Raw genomic sequence first — 14,809 nt, 5'->3', positions numbered from 1 at the left:
TATTTTATGGCTCGTGAGCCTTTTTACTCTTTTATTAAAGCATAAAGCTTTTAAATATCAAACTAGCTTGCTTAAAAACTCATGGCTGGCCAGCTGTTCCTTGGGATCATTGACATCCTTGACGACAATTTCGTAGATGGCAGAAGCCTTGGGGTTGAGTCGCTGCAAGACTTGGGGCCAATCCGTAATGCCTTCTCCCAGAGTCAGGCTATCGTGGGTCATCCCCATACTATCAACCAAATGGTAGTAGTGAATGTTGGCTTTCAATCTTTCCAGCGAATCCAGTAGGATCTGATTATTTCCTTGGGCCTTAATCAGAGCATGGGAGGTGTCAAAGGCCAGGCGGTAGCCCCGCTTAAGAATTTCTTGGTCATAATCGGGGTCGCCAAAGAAAAATATGGGGGAAATCCCATTTTCAAAAAGAATACGCTGACCACCCAGCTGGCTAAAATAATCCAAACGTTCAAAGGAAGTCTGGCGAGCCTGCTCCAAAGTTTTATAGTAAGCCAGCACCTGGGGATTTTTAAGCTCATAGGAACCATGAATTAGCACCTGACAGTCATGGTCAAAAGCCAGTTCCAACAAATCGTTGGTTGACTTCTCTAGGAAGTAGTAGGTCTCGGGCAGAATCTCCTGGGGTGTAATCATCTCCAGAAATTCCCCCTGATACTTCATGGGCTGATGGAGGATGATCCGCCTAGTAGCCTGGTCTTGAACCTGCAGAATCGCCTCTGCGAGACGTTTGAGGCCCTCTTTCGAAAAGTCATCTTGGCTGGTGTAAAATTCAAAAACCTCTGGTTTGTAGCGGAGGCGACTGGCTAATTGCTGAGGATCGGCAGAAGCCTTGAGCCCTAAAATGGGTTTGAACATGTTATCATCCCTTTTTTAAAATTAATGGTGCATTGCCTGCTTCATTGTTCCAATGCCTTGGAGCTAGTGGTCAAGTTTTGCCCTAGTCAACTATTGTGGGGCGGTTGCTTAGGACTGATTATGAACTAGACTTTGGCCGTTTGGAGACGACCTGCTATGGCTGCCCATATTTTGGTCAATCTCATAGCCCGCAGTCCCTTAAGACTTTGGCCGATTGACTAGGCAAACAGATTCGGATACTTGAAAATCATGGCTGAGTTCAGTCAACCTGCCTGTTTCTGGATGGCGTTGGAAGACGGTCACATTGTCCGAAACCTGATGAGCCACCAAGAGATACTTTTCGTCAGCCGTCAAGCAGATATCTCTTGGCGTTTGACCGTGACTGGGGACAATATCAATCAAATGGATGTAGCCATCCAGAATAAAGCGATAGCAGGCGATGGAATTGTGGCCACGATTGGACACATAGATGAACCAGCCATCACTAGTGACCTCAATAGCAGCAGGAGCGTTAAAACCGCTGTAGTCATCTGGCAGGGTGGTAATAGTTTGGTAAGCCTCAAAATTTCCACAACCTTGATAAATCAAATTATGAACCGTTGAATCCAATTCGCAGACAACAAAGGCATGTTTGAAAATAGGGTGGAAGGTCAGATGGCGGGGGCCACTCCCAGATGGAAACTGATAATTATCAATAGGCTGTACCAGGCCAGTCTCATTTATAGCATAGCTGGTCAATTCGTCTGTCCCTAAATCACAGGTTATCAGGTAACGGTCAGGACTGATGTCGGAAAAATGAATCCGTGCATGACTTTGGTTGGCATGAGGCCCAGAGCCTTGGTGGACTATGCGATTAACAAGCTCTAGCTGGCCATCAGCCTGACGTTTGTAAATCAGGGCTTGGCCCGTATGATAGTTGGCAGAGAAAAGGAGGCCTCGCTTATCATCTGAGCCCAGATAGCAAGGAGCCGGTCCTTCTTCAAGAATTTGGTTGAGCGGCTGAAAATCAGGAGTGTAACTAGCCGCTCCGCCTTGATTCTTATCACTAGCGATACTGTAGAGACAGTCATCGCTGCTAAAAGTCAGATAAGTTGGATTTTGCTGGCTGACCACTAGCTGCAGATTAGACAGCTGCCCGGTCTCATTATCAAAATCTGCCTTGTAAATCCCTTGGGACTGTCGTTTTGTATAGGTACCAAAATAGATTTCTTCCATGCGAGCCTTTCTTTTTTAGCTGACTGGTTTGCCTGATAGAACGCAAACCACCATCAAGCCTTATTTCTATAGAGAAATTATAGCATTTTTTTGTTAAAATAAATATACTATCGCAAGTAATGAAAGAAGGCTCTATGACCAAGCTAGCAACCATTTGTTACATTGATAACGGAAAAGAACTTCTGCTCATGCTCCGCAACAAGAAACCCAATGATGTCCATGAGGGCAAGTGGATTTCTGTTGGAGGCAAGTTGGAAGCAGGAGAAAGCCCAGATGAGTGTGCTAAGAGAGAGATTTTCGAGGAAACCCATTTTACCGTCAAGGACATGGATTTCAAGGGAATCATTACCTTCCCTGAATTTACGCCAGGTCATGATTGGTACACCTATGTCTTTAAGGTGACAGATTTTGAGGGAGAACTGATTTCTGATGAGGAGTCGCGGGAAGGCACTCTTGAATGGGTTCCTTATGACCAGGTCCTCTCCAAGCCCACCTGGGAAGGGGACTATGAAATCTTTAAATGGATTTTGGAAGACCGTCCCTTCTTCTCAGCAAAGTTTGCCTACGACTCAGCTGGTCAGCTGGTTGAAAAAAGTGTCACATTTTACGATAAATAAGGAAAATCATGGATAAGAAAAACGAAAAATTTTACGAGAGCTGGTTTTATAAGTGGGTCGTTGATAATCGCTTTGTCTCTGCCTTGGTCATTATGATTTTGACCTTTCTGACCCTCTACCTTTTGACTAGAATAGGCTTTATCTTCACGGCTCTAGCAGGTTTCTTGACCGTCATCATGCTGCCCATTGTCATTTCGGTCTTGCTTTATTATCTGCTCAAGCCGATTGTTAATTTTGTGGAAAAACATCTGCCTATCAATCGGGTCACGGCTATCAGTTTGGTCTATCTGGTTATTGCAGGCCTCCTAATTTGGGGGGGCTCCAGCTTTTTCCCAATGTTGCAGGATCAAATCATGTCCTTCATCAATAACCTGCCCCACTATATCAAATCAGTCGAAAGACAGGTTAATCAGATTATTGCCGATAATCGTTTTGAGGCTATTCGCCCTCAACTTGAAGACTGGGTCAATAATTACAGTAGTAAGGCTATTGGCTATGCCGAGAATTTTTCTAAGAACATCGTGAGCTGGGCGGGTGATTTCGCTTCAGCTGTCACCAGAGTGGCTATTGCCATCATCATGATGCCCTTTATCGTCTTTTATCTCTTGCGGGACAGTGATAAACTTAAAGGCTCCATTCTCAAGACCTTCCCTGTCAAATGGCGGACGCCCTTATCTCGGATTATCAGCGATGTCAATTCCCAGTGGCAGGGCTATGTGCAGGGGCAAGTGACGGTGGCCATCGTAGTTGGTATCATGTTTTCCATCATGTTCAGTCTGATTGACCTTCGCTATGCTGTTGCCTTGGGAATTCTGGCAGGTTGCCTGAATCTGATTCCCTATTTGGGGAGCTTTCTGGCTATGTTGCCAGCCATTATCTTGGGTCTGGTTGAAGGTCCTTTGATGCTGGTCAAGGTTTTGATTGTTTTTGCAATTGAACAGACCATTGAAGGCCGTTTCGTTTCGCCTCTGGTTTTGGGTTCCAAGCTCAGCATCCATCCCATCATGATTCTTTTTATCCTCTTGGCATCTGGATCTGTCTTTGGTATCTGGGGAGTGCTTTTGGGAATCCCTGTCTATTCAGCCCTCAAGGTTGTTGTCAAGGAAATCTTTGACTGGTACCGCAATTTCAGTGGTCTTTATAATGAAGAAAGTGAGCAGGAACGTGCTAAATAGTGAAAAAATGATTGCCTCTCTAGATCAGGGAGACTTGAATCACGCTAATAGATATTTCAAGAAAGCCTTGGCAGACGATGATGCCGAGACTCTTTTGTCCCTAGCCCAATACTTAGAAAGTATTGGCTTTTTACCCCAAGCCAAGGAAATTTATCTGCAGGAATTAGCTTCTTATCCTGAAGTAGCTATTAATCTGGCCCAGATTGCAGCCGAAGACGGCCAGCTAGAGGAGGCCTTCGGCTATCTAGACAGGATTAGTTCCGAGGATGAGAATTATCTCTCCGCCCTGATGGTCATGGCTGACCTCTACGATATGGAAGGCTTGAGCGATGTGGCTCGCGAAAAGATACTGGAAGCCTGGCAAATCAGCGAAGAACCCTTGGTTCTTTTTGGCCTAGCTGAACTAGATTATCAACTGGCTAATTATGACCAAGCCATCAAAGAATATGCCCAGCTGGACAATCGAGAAATTTTAGAAGCAACAGGCATATCTACCTATCAGCGGATTGGGCGTGCCTATGCTGGTCTAGGAAAATTTGAAGCCGCAGTGGAATTTCTGGAAAAGGCTGTTCAGATTGAATATGATGACGCCACTGTCTTTGAGTTGGCAAGTATTCTCTACGACCAAGAAGATTACCAAAAGGCCAATCTTTATTTCAAACAGCTGGATACCATGAATCCTGATTTTGAGGGTTATGAATATGTTTACGCCCTCTCCCTGCATGCCGAGCACAAGATTGAAGAGGCCCTCAAGCTAGCCCAACAGGGCCTATCCAAGAATGAATTTGATAGTCGGCTCCTGCTTTTGGCCTCTCAGCTTTCCTATGAAAATCACGATAGCAGGACAGCTGAGAAATATCTCCTATCAGCTAAGGATTTGGCTGAGGATCTTGAGGATGTGCTCATGCGACTCTCCAATCTCTATCTGGAAGAAGAGCGCTACCCGGATGTCCTGGCTCTGGAGCAAGAAGATATTGACAGTGTCCTGACCAAGTGGAACCTGGCCAAGGCCTATCAAGCCCTAGACCGAGAAGAAGAGGCCCTGGAACATTTCCAAGCTATCGCTGAGGACCTTAAGGATAATCCAGAATTCCTCCAGGATTATGCCTATATTCTAAGAGAATTTGGCTATCGCGATCAGGCCCGTCAAATCGCCCAGCACTACCTCGAATTGATTCCAGATGATATGAATATGGCTGAGTTTTTGGAAGATTAAACTAATAAAGAAGATTTGAGACTGAAAGGCCTCCTTCCAATTTAGTCATTTTCGATGTTCAAAAAATCACAAACTTTGGGACTAGAAAAGTTGAAAAAACGTGCTATAATTGATTTACATGATGTAGAAAACAAAAGGAAACTTTGTGAAATTTTCAATATCACGAGAGCTTCCTTTTTATTGTTAGAAAGTTAGGTAAACATATGTCTGAAGAAAAAAATTATGGGGCTGATCTAGTCGTTGATAGTCTCATTAACCACGATGTCAAGTACGTTTTTGGGATTCCAGGTGCCAAGATTGACCGCGTCTTTGATACCCTCGAGGACAAGGGACCTGAGTTGATTGTGGCTCGCCACGAACAAAATGCAGTCTTCATGGCTCAAGGTGTTGGCCGAATAACAGGTGAACCAGGAGTTGTTATTGCTACCTCAGGACCAGGGGTGTCCAACATGGCTACAGGTCTGGTGACAGCAACTGATGAAGGCGATCCAGTTCTAGCTATCGGCGGCCAAGTTAAGCGGTCTGACCTCCTCAAACGGGCTCACCAGTCTATGAACAATGTAGCCATGATGGCACCTATTACTAAGTATGCGGCAGAAGTTCAAGAACCTGATACCATTTCTGAATCCTTGGCCAACGCCTACCGTTATGCCAAACTGGGCAAGCCAGGAGCTAGTTTCATTTCTATCCCGCAGGATGTTACCGATAGCCAAGTCTCTGTCAAGGCTATCAAGCCCCTGACCGACCCAAAGATGGGTTCAGCTTCTGTTGATGACATTAACTATTTGGCTCAAGCCATTCGCAATGCAGCCCTCCCCGTTCTCCTTTTGGGGAATGGTGCCTCCAGCAGTCGCGTAACGGGAGCTCTCCGCCGTCTCTTAGAAGCGGTGAAATTACCAGTTGTCGAAACCTTCCAAGGGGCTGGAATTGTCTCACGTGACTTGGAAGAAGAAACCTTCTTCGGCCGGGTGGGCCTTTTCCGCAACCAACCAGGAGATATGTTGCTCAAACGCTCTGACTTAGTTATTGCCATTGGTTATGACCCCATCGAATACGAAGCTCGTAACTGGAATGCAGAAATTTCTGCTCGGATTGTCGTCATTGATACGGACACAGCTGAAATTGATACCTATTTCCAACCAGAACGGGAATTGATTGGTAATATTGAAGAAACCCTTGATTTGCTTTTGCCTGCCATTTCAGGCTATCAATTGCCAACTGGCTCTGTTGAGTATTTGAAAAAACTGAAGAAAGAAATGGCTGGTGACCTCAAATTCGATACTAATTCCCAAGCTGGTCTTATCCACCCTCTGGATGTTATCGAAGTACTGCAGGACAATGTCACTGATGATATGACAGTGACTGTCGATGTGGGTAGTCACTATATCTGGATGGCCCGTTACTTCAAGTCCTATGAAGCTCGTCATTTGCTCTTTTCAAACGGGATGCAAACACTAGGAGTAGCCCTGCCTTGGGCCATTTCCGCAGCTCTCCTCAGACCAAATACCAAGGTTGTCTCCATCTCTGGTGATGGTGGCTTCCTCTTCTCTGCCCAAGAGTTGGAAACAGCTGTCCGTCTCAAATTGCCCATTGTTCATATCATTTGGAATGATGGTAAGTACGACATGGTTAAATTCCAAGAAGAGAAAAAGTACGGCCGTGCTTCAGGGATTGACTTTGGCCCAGTTGATTTTGTAAAATATGCAGAGAGTTTCGGTGCCAAGGGTTATCGCGTGGATAGCAAGGACAGTTTCCAAGCGACCCTCAAGCAAGCTCTGGTAGATGCTGACCAAGGTCCTGTTTTAATTGATATTCCAATTGACTACAAGGACAATACGGCTCTAGCTGAAACCATCTTACCAGAAGAATTCTATTAAGGCCTGTCTACGTTTTGCTCAGGCTCAAGCCTAGAACAGGCGGTTGACAAGCACAAAAGAAAGAAGGATAGAAAAGACATGGCTGATGTCATTAAACTTTTTCAGTATAATACTCTGAATGCCCTCTTTGCCGGTCTCTTTGATGGCTCTTTAACCATCGGTGAATTATTGAAACACGGTGATTTGGGGATTGGAACGCTGGATTCTATTGATGGAGAATTGGTAGTTCTTGATGGGAAGGCCTATCAAACGACTAGTAAGAACGGCCAGCTCAAGGTTGTTGAAGTGGCTCCAGATACCAAGGTTCCCTATGCAGCGGTTGTTCCCCACCATGCAGAAGTTGTCTTTAAACAGCGCTACGAAACAACAGATAAAGAATTGGAAGAAAGAATTGAATCCTACTACGATGGGGCCAATCTCTTTCGTTCCATTAAAATTAAGGGCCATTTCAAGCACATGCACGTCCGTATGATTCCCGAGGCAAAAAGCGGAGAAAAATTTGCGGAGGTTGCTAACCGCCAACCTGAATACACGGCTGAAGATGTCACAGGAACTATCGTTGGTTTTTGGACTCCAGAAATGTTCCACGGTGTAAGCGTAGCGGGCTACCACATTCATTTTATTTCCGATGATTTCTCCTTTGGTGGACATGTTATGGATTTCGTCATGACTGATGGTACCGTTGAAATCGGTCCGGTTGATCAGTTGGATCAACGCTTCCCAGTTCAGGACCGCAACTATCTCTTTGCCAAGTTTAACTTGGACGAATTGAAGGAAGATATCAATAAATCTGAGTAGAAAGATGATAAGCTCTGTCGGCCAATCTAGTGATAAAAAGACTGACCTCTCATTCAAGAGAAGCCAGTCTTTTTAATGTCATCTAGTCAGTTTTCTTATTATCAAAGACGAAGAGTTTGCTGAAGATATAGTTGAGCAGAATAATCAGAACCTGACTGATAGCCCCAACGATAGTATCGACAACATGAATATTATCACCTACGAATTGACCGATAATATGGGGATAGGTCTTGACAAAGATAAAAGTCATCCCAAAATCCAACACTAGGGTAACTAGTCGGGCTGAGACGAACTTAACAAAGCGAGCCGGCCAGCCAGGGCGAGCCTGATTAAAGACCCAGATATCATTAGTTACAAAGGCAAAGATAATTGCGATTGCATTAGCTGAGACAGTTGCAACCAAGGGCATGTTAGTCAGAGAAAAGATGGTGAAACGACTAATCATATAGACCATGGTCGCTAATCCACCAAAAAAGAGGTACTTCATGGCTTCATTATTCCAAGCCCAAATAATAAGTGATTTAATTTTTTTCATAAAAATACTTTAGCATAAAAGCGTGGGATATGCTAGAATAAGAGGTAAATAGTCTAAATGAAAATAGAAAGAAAATTCTTATGAGACTTTGGCAAATTTCTTTGATTGTTTTGTGGATAGGTGCTTTAATCCTTATTTTTCCAGGTAACTGGGTGCTCTCTTTTTACAATTTAGCTTGGGAAACTAAAATCATGCACATCGGTTTGATTTTACTGATTTACAGCCCTAGTTTATTCTTTTTCTTGCTGGGGAAATTATCCTGGTGGCAGACCGTTATTCTGGCTGTTGTTCCCACTCTTGTAACCTTTATCCTAGTCACAACTTTTGGAATTGCACCTTTTTCAAACTATCGGGATCAGGGGTCTTATATTGTCAGCGAAGAAGGTCACCTAAAGCGGACCCATGATGATTATCATTTGAAAATCAATAACTTTATCATGGAAAAGAAGGTTGCTAAGAAGGTAGATTTGGATCAGGAATAGGAGAAGGAGACTTGGCTTAGTTGAGTCGCCTTCTTTTTTCTTATAACTTATGCTATACTAGAACAACTGGTTTCCAGCCCTTGGTGCTTAGCTCTTTTCACCAAGCATATTTTAAGCGGTCGCCCCGCTAAAGGAGAATCATCACATGAAATTTACCGTTCGTGACTTGGTGCAAATTGCACTAGTAACTGCGCTTTATGTCATCTTCACAGCCATGCCTCCTTTCAATGCTATTAGCTATGGGGTTCTTCAATTTCGTCTGTCGGAGATGTTAGGTTTTCTAGCCTTTTATAAACCTAAATATATCATTGCATTGACATTGGGCTGTATATTGGCTAACTTTAACAGCAGCCTAGGTTTAATCGATGTAGTTGTCGGGAGTCTCCAAACCTTGATTTTCACAAGTCTGGGAGTTTATCTTTTTCGAAAATACATGGGACAAAAGATTTTAGGCTACAACAAGGCCTTCTTATTTTTCAGTCTGCTCTATGCCTTCACCATGTTTACCATTGCTGGAGAATTGACTTATGTTACTCATGTTCCCTTCTTAGCGACTTGGGCAACAACTGCTTTAGGGGAGCTAATTTCTCTCTTGATTGGTGGCTACATTATCAGTCTTCTAGCTAAACGAGTTGATCTAAGTAAATAGCTGCAAAAGCCTTCTGCGGAAGGTTTTTTTGTTATCCAAAATATCGGTCTAGTGACTTTTAGGACCTGACAGTCCGACTAGCCCTTACCTGTTTGCTAGGCTCATGATTGTCCAAAATTTCCCTTCATAGGGCCGCTTATTTTCCTAGATTTTTGATATAATAAAACTACTATGGAAAATCGTATGAAAGAGCTGGTCGCCCAGCTGAATCGCTATGCGCGAGAATATTATACAGAGGATAATCCGTCAGTTTCAGATGCCCGGTATGATAAGCTTTATCGTGAATTGGTAGACTTGGAGCAGGCTCACCCTGACCTGATTCAGGCAGATAGTCCAACTCATCGGGTCGGAGGTCTGGTTCTAGAAGGTTTTGAAAAATATAGGCATGAGTATCCGCTTTTTTCCTTGCAGGATGCTTTTTCGCGCGAGGAGCTAGACGATTTTGACCGTCGGGTCAAGACAGAGTTTCCCTCTGCCTCCTATTTGGCTGAGTTGAAAATTGATGGCTTGTCTATCTCCCTGACCTATGTCAATGGCCAGTTGCAAATTGGGGCCACTCGTGGCGATGGAACTGTCGGTGAAAACATTACCGAGAATCTCAAGCGGATTCAGGATATACCTTTAAGCTTGCCTGCTGGCGAGACCATTACGGTACGTGGAGAAGCTTATTTACCAAGGACTTCCTTTGAAGCTATCAATGCTAAGCGACGGGAAGAAGGTCAGGCTGAGTTTGCCAATCCTCGCAATGCAGCGGCAGGAACCCTGAGACAGCTGGATACAGCAGTAGTAGCCCAGCGGAAATTGGCCACTTTCATCTACCAAGAAGCCGGAGAAACAGATTTTCCAACCCAAGAAGCTGTCTTAGAGGGCTTTGCAAAATTGGGCTTCGTTGTCAATCCGCGCAGGATTGTCACCAGCTCGATGGATGAGATTTGGGATTTTATCCAAGCAGTCCAAAGTGACCGTGATGGCCTAGCCTATGATATTGATGGCATTGTCATCAAGGTCAATAGTCTGGCTATGCAAGAAGAACTTGGCTTTACCGTCAAGGCTCCCCGCTGGGCTATTGCCTACAAGTTTCCAGCAGAAGAAAAAGAAGCCAAAATTCTTTCGGTTGATTGGACTGTCGGTCGGACTGGTGTGGTCACACCGACGGCAAATTTGACCCCAGTTCAGCTGGCAGGAACAACAGTCAGTCGGGCCACGCTCCATAATGTCGATTATATTGCTGACAAGGATATCCGTTTAGATGATACGGTTGTTGTTTATAAGGCGGGTGATATTATTCCGGCTGTCCTCAACGTTGTCATGGACAAGCGCAAGGACCAAGTACCGATGGAAATTCCTCAGACCTGTCCGTCTTGTCAGAGTCACCTGGTCCATTATGAAGATGAAGTTGCCCTGCGTTGTGTCAACCCTCGCTGCCCAGCCCAGCTCAAGGAAAAGCTGATTCATTTTGCGAGTCGGGATGCCATGAACATAACCGGTTTAGGACCTTCCATGATTGAGAAGGTCTATGTAGCTGACTTGGTTGAGGATGTGGCTGACCTCTACCAGTTGACAGTTGAGGACCTGCTGACCCTAGAAGGGGTCAAGGAAAAGTCGGCTGACAAGCTTTACCAAGCGATTTCTGTCTCCAAGGAAAATTCAGCTGAAAAGCTGCTCTTTGGTTTGGGAATCCGACATGTCGGTGCTAAGGCCAGTAAGCTCCTCTTAGAAAAATTCAACTCCCTCAATAATCTCATGTCAGCTGAATTTGAGGCGATTGCCGAAATTGAGGGGTTGGGTGGCGTTATTGCCCAATCGCTTCAGGATTATTTTGCGACAGATGGAGCCAAGCAACTCATGACCGAATTGCAGGAAGCTGGCCTCAATTTTGACTACTTAGGCAAACGTGTGGCTGAGGATGCTGCTCTGTCGGGGATGACGGTCGTTCTGACAGGAAAACTAGTCAGTCTCAAGCGCAGTCAGGCTAAGGAAAAATTAGAAAATTTGGGGGCTAAGGTCACAGGTTCGGTATCTAAAAATACCGATATTGTAGTTGCAGGAGCGGATGCTGGTTCTAAATTGGCCAAGGCTCAGGAATTAGGGATAACCATTCACGATGAGGAATGGTTGGTCAACCTATAGGAGGAGACAATGAGACGAAAACGTGCACGCTTGATCTATAATCCAACTTCAGGTCAGGAAATCATGAAAAAGAATGTTGCTCAGGTTCTTGACATTTTAGAAGGTTTTGGTTATGAAACGTCGGCCTTTCAGACCACGCCAGAGCCTGACTCGGCAAAAAACGAGGCCACTCGTGCAGCTAAGGCAGGCTTCAATCTGGTGATTGCGGCTGGTGGTGATGGTACCATCAATGAAGTGGTCAACGGTTTGGCCCCTCTTGCAAAAAGACCCAAGGTGGCTCTGATTCCGACAGGAACGACTAACGACCTAGCTCGAGCCCTCAAAATTCCCCGTGGAAATCCAGTTGAGGCGGCCAAGGTTATTGGTAAGAATCAGCTCATCCATTTAGATGTTGGTCGAGCTCACGGCGACACCTTTTTTGTCAATATTGCGGCTGCAGGTACTTTGACCGAGTTAACCTACAGCGTCCCTAGTCAACTCAAGACTATGATTGGCTATTTAGCCTATCTGGTCAAGGGGGTTGAGCTCCTGCCAAGAATTAAGACGGCCCCAGTTAAAATCATCCATGACCAGGGAGTTTTCGAAGGTGATGCCTCAATGATTTTTGCGGCGATTACTAATTCGGTGGGGGGCTTTGAAACCATTGCCCCTGATGCCAAGTTGGATGATGGAAATTTCACGCTAATCATTGTCAAAACAGCCAATCTGATCGATATTGCCAACCTAGTTCGCAAATTAATTCAGGGGGGCAAACATATTGGTGACAAGCGAATCGAGTACATCAAAACCAGCAAGATTGTCATAGAGCCACAGACGGATGAACGGATGATGATTAACCTAGATGGTGAATACGGTGGTGATGCTCCAATCACCCTAGAAAATCTTAAAAATCATCTGGACTTCTTTGCCGATACTGATGAGATTTCAGATGATGCCTTTGATTTGGATACTGAGGAATTGGCCCTCGAAGCTATCGCTCAAAAATTCTCCCACGAAGTTGATGAATTGGGAGATGACGAGAAATAAAGGTGCAGGCTATTGCCTGCATTTTTCTTTGCCAACTTTTTAATGGCATTTTAAAAGACTAAGGGCAAATTCCGAATAATGACTGAAGAATAATTTGATAAAGAATCAACTCAGTCGAGTAAGCCTTTACAATTACGTGAAATCATTGACTTTCGACCCGAATAGGACTAAAATAATTGAGTAAAAAATTTTAAAGGAGTATTTTTACTATGCATTTAACTGTTTTAGCACTCGGCCTTGCCGTTATGGGTGTATCAATTGGTGAAGGTATCTTGGTAGCCAATATTGCCAAGGCATCAGCTCGCCAACCAGAAATGTTCAGCAAACTTCGTTCATTGATGTTTATCGGGGTTGCCTTTATTGAAGGGACCTTCTTCGTTCTCTTTGGTCTAAGTTTCGTCGTCGCTAACTTATAGAATAGTGAACTAAGAAGGAGGGATAAGGATTGGAAACACAAACTAATCCAAGCGTATCCATTTTCGGTATCGAATTTGATTTGACCATTTTAGCCATCTCTCTTTTGACAGTCCTCATTGTTTTTCTCTTCGTTTTTTGGGCCAGCCGGAAAATGACAATTAGACCTAAGGGCAAGCAAAATGTCTTGGAATACCTCTATGAGTTCGTCAATGATACCATTTCAGACGCACTCGGGCGCTACGCCAAGAACTATAGCCTTTTCCTCTTTGTCATCTTTACCTTTGTCTTCACGGCTAATAATATTGGTCTGATGACGGCCATTAAGACCGAGAAATATAATTTTTGGACCTCGCCAACCTCTAATTTTGGTGTGACCATCACTCTTTCTTTACTGGTAGCTCTGGTTTGTCATGTTGAAGGTGTTCGTAAGAAGGGCTTCGGCGGTTACCTCAAAGGTTTCCTAGAACCATACGCTGCTATGTTACCCATGAATATTCTGGAGCAGCTCACTAATATTGCTTCCCTAGCCCTGCGGCTCTTTGGGAATATCTATTCTGGTGAAGTTCTAACGGGATTGATTTTGAAATTAGCTGGCCTTTCCCCATTTGGAGGAATAGTCGCCTTCTTTATCAATATGCTCTGGGTAGCCTTTTCACTCTTCATTGGTGCCATCCAGGCCTATGTCTTTATCATCCTGAGTTCCAACTATATTGGTGATAAGGTCAATAGTGAAGAAGAATAGAGAAAGAGAGGAGAAAACATGTCTATACTATTTAATAGTACAACAATCGGCGATATTATTATCACGACTGGTTCGGTTCTTATCCTCTACTGGTTGATTCGTAAGTTTGCTTGGACGCAAATTACGGGAATCTTCGAGGAAAGAGCTAATAAGATTAACCAAGACATTTATGACGCTGAAAATGCCCGTAAAGAGGCGCAAGAGCTGGCAGAAAAACGCCAAGAACAGTTGAATTCGGCCAAGGATGATGCAGCGAAAATCATCGATTCTGCTAAGGAGACTGGTAATGTTCAATCGGCCAAGATTCTTGCGGAAACCCGTGATGAAGTCAGTCGCTTGAAAGAAAAAGCTAACCAAGACATTGCTCAAGATAAGGCGGAAGCCCTGTCTAGTGTCAAGGGTGATGTTGCTGACCTGACTGTCTTGTTGGCTGAAAAAGTTATGACCAAGAATTTGGATAAGTCAGCTCAGTCCGAGTTGATTGACCAATATCTTGATCAATTAGGAGATGCCTAATGGATCGTAAAACACAAGCAGTTGTTGAACAATATGCTGACAGCCTTCGTCAGGTTGCCCTAGAAAAGGGACTTGTGTCTGAGATTCAAGCTGAACTCTCATCTTGCCTAACCATTTTTAAGGAGACCGATTTGGGCTCTTACTTATCTAGCTTGGCTTTGAGCCGAGGAGATAAGGCAAAATTGGTTGCTTACCTACAAGAAGAGGCCTCAACCTATGTCAAGAACTTCCTTGCCATCATTCTCTATAATGAGCGAGAAAGCTTGATTGAGCCCATCTTCCAAGCGGTTCTGGACAAGCTCGTTCAAGAAACCCGTCAATTTCCCTTGTCTGTCAAGACAGCTGTTCCTCTAAGCCCAAGCCAGAAGGAACGCATCTTGGCCCTGGGAAATCAAAAGTTTGAAATTTCAGCCCAGACCCTTGTTGAAGACTTGGATGAATCCATCATTGGAGGCTTCGTCCTTCAGGGCAACAACAAGATTATTGACACAAGTATTCGCAGTCAATTACAACAACTAAAAAACAATCTTAAATAGAAAGTGGT

16 protein-coding genes and 1 riboswitch are annotated in these 14,809 nt (G+C 44.3%); of the genes, 13 read left to right on the top strand and 3 right to left on the bottom strand.

Annotated features, from left to right (window positions below):
• Nucleotides 1-57 precede the first annotated feature (57 nt).
• Together BS63_RS0106025 and BS63_RS0106020 are read right to left on the bottom strand one after the other, a co-directional pair.
• The gene (locus BS63_RS0106025; protein ID WP_002961748.1) at nucleotides 58-870 is read right to left on the bottom strand and encodes a sugar phosphate isomerase/epimerase family protein; all 813 of its coding nucleotides are present in this window, start codon (nucleotides 868-870) and stop codon (nucleotides 58-60) included.
• A 198-nt stretch (nucleotides 871-1,068) separates the two neighbouring features.
• The gene (locus tag BS63_RS0106020; protein WP_002961746.1) at nucleotides 1,069-2,085 is read right to left on the bottom strand and encodes a lactonase family protein; all 1,017 of its coding nucleotides are present in this window, start codon (nucleotides 2,083-2,085) and stop codon (nucleotides 1,069-1,071) included.
• Between the two features lie 134 nt (nucleotides 2,086-2,219).
• Here BS63_RS0106020 and BS63_RS0106015 point away from each other — a divergent pair, with 134 nt between their 5' ends.
• From BS63_RS0106015 to budA, 5 genes are all read left to right on the top strand, one after another.
• Nucleotides 2,220-2,702: an NUDIX hydrolase gene (locus BS63_RS0106015; protein WP_002961744.1), complete on the top strand. Its 483-nt coding sequence runs from the start codon at nucleotides 2,220-2,222 to the stop codon at nucleotides 2,700-2,702.
• 8 nt (nucleotides 2,703-2,710) lie between these two features.
• Nucleotides 2,711-3,877 carry an AI-2E family transporter gene (locus BS63_RS0106010; RefSeq protein ID WP_019770332.1) on the top strand — a complete coding sequence of 389 codons (1,167 nt, stop codon included), beginning with the start codon at nucleotides 2,711-2,713 and terminating at the stop codon, nucleotides 3,875-3,877.
• Nucleotides 3,867-5,093 carry a tetratricopeptide repeat protein gene (locus tag BS63_RS0106005; RefSeq protein WP_002961741.1) on the top strand — a complete coding sequence of 409 codons (1,227 nt, stop codon included), beginning with the start codon at nucleotides 3,867-3,869 and terminating at the stop codon, nucleotides 5,091-5,093. The genes BS63_RS0106010 and BS63_RS0106005 overlap by 11 nt, the downstream gene beginning before the upstream one ends.
• A gap of 203 nt (nucleotides 5,094-5,296) precedes the next feature.
• Nucleotides 5,297-6,970 carry an acetolactate synthase AlsS gene (alsS, locus tag BS63_RS0106000; protein WP_019769201.1) on the top strand — a complete coding sequence of 558 codons (1,674 nt, stop codon included), beginning with the start codon at nucleotides 5,297-5,299 and terminating at the stop codon, nucleotides 6,968-6,970.
• 78 nt (nucleotides 6,971-7,048) lie between these two features.
• A complete protein-coding gene (budA, locus tag BS63_RS0105995) occupies nucleotides 7,049-7,768 on the top strand; it encodes an acetolactate decarboxylase (RefSeq protein ID WP_019770329.1) in 720 nt (239 codons plus the stop codon).
• A gap of 82 nt (nucleotides 7,769-7,850) precedes the next feature.
• Here the strand turns inward: budA and BS63_RS0105990 are convergent, their stop codons facing one another.
• Entirely contained in the window at nucleotides 7,851-8,303 is a 453-nt protein-coding gene (locus BS63_RS0105990) for a GtrA family protein (protein ID WP_019769199.1), read from the bottom strand.
• An 80-nt stretch (nucleotides 8,304-8,383) separates the two neighbouring features.
• Here BS63_RS0105990 and BS63_RS0105985 point away from each other — a divergent pair, with 80 nt between their 5' ends.
• The 8 genes from BS63_RS0105985 to BS63_RS0105950 all read left to right on the top strand — a co-directional run bounded on the left by BS63_RS0105985 (nucleotide 8,384) and on the right by BS63_RS0105950 (nucleotide 14,801).
• Entirely contained in the window at nucleotides 8,384-8,785 is a 402-nt protein-coding gene (locus BS63_RS0105985) for a hypothetical protein (RefSeq protein WP_002961732.1), read from the top strand.
• Between the two features lie 48 nt (nucleotides 8,786-8,833).
• Nucleotides 8,834-8,933, top strand: a riboswitch (PreQ1 riboswitch).
• Nucleotides 8,931-9,434 (top strand): QueT transporter family protein, encoded by a 504-nt coding sequence (locus BS63_RS0105980; protein ID WP_002961731.1) that lies wholly within the window; start codon nucleotides 8,931-8,933, stop codon nucleotides 9,432-9,434. It overlaps the preceding riboswitch by 3 nt.
• A 171-nt stretch (nucleotides 9,435-9,605) precedes the next feature.
• Entirely contained in the window at nucleotides 9,606-11,564 is a 1,959-nt protein-coding gene (ligA, locus tag BS63_RS0105975) for an NAD-dependent DNA ligase LigA (RefSeq protein ID WP_002961729.1), read from the top strand.
• A 9-nt stretch (nucleotides 11,565-11,573) separates the two neighbouring features.
• Complete coding sequence (locus BS63_RS0105970) at nucleotides 11,574-12,590, top strand: diacylglycerol kinase family lipid kinase (RefSeq protein ID WP_002961728.1); 1,017 nt, start codon at nucleotides 11,574-11,576, stop codon at nucleotides 12,588-12,590.
• Between the two features lie 209 nt (nucleotides 12,591-12,799).
• Nucleotides 12,800-13,006, top strand: coding sequence for a F0F1 ATP synthase subunit C (locus tag BS63_RS0105965; protein WP_002961726.1), 207 nt, complete (start codon nucleotides 12,800-12,802; stop codon nucleotides 13,004-13,006).
• 29 nt (nucleotides 13,007-13,035) lie between these two features.
• Nucleotides 13,036-13,749, top strand: coding sequence for a F0F1 ATP synthase subunit A (gene atpB / locus BS63_RS0105960; RefSeq protein ID WP_002961724.1), 714 nt, complete (start codon nucleotides 13,036-13,038; stop codon nucleotides 13,747-13,749).
• Between the two features lie 18 nt (nucleotides 13,750-13,767).
• Entirely contained in the window at nucleotides 13,768-14,265 is a 498-nt protein-coding gene (atpF, locus tag BS63_RS0105955; RefSeq protein ID WP_019769196.1) for a F0F1 ATP synthase subunit B, read from the top strand.
• The gene (locus BS63_RS0105950; protein WP_002961721.1) at nucleotides 14,265-14,801 is read left to right on the top strand and encodes a F0F1 ATP synthase subunit delta; all 537 of its coding nucleotides are present in this window, start codon (nucleotides 14,265-14,267) and stop codon (nucleotides 14,799-14,801) included. The genes atpF and BS63_RS0105950 overlap by 1 nt, the downstream gene beginning before the upstream one ends.
• The last annotated feature ends 8 nt before the right edge of the window (nucleotides 14,802-14,809 follow it).

The sequence above is a fragment of the Streptococcus sobrinus DSM 20742 = ATCC 33478 genome (assembly GCF_000686605.1).
In the GTDB taxonomy this organism is placed as follows: domain Bacteria; phylum Bacillota; class Bacilli; order Lactobacillales; family Streptococcaceae; genus Streptococcus; species Streptococcus sobrinus.
The sequence above is the reverse complement of the archived record's forward strand: the minus strand, read 5'-3'. Positions and strand labels throughout refer to the sequence as shown.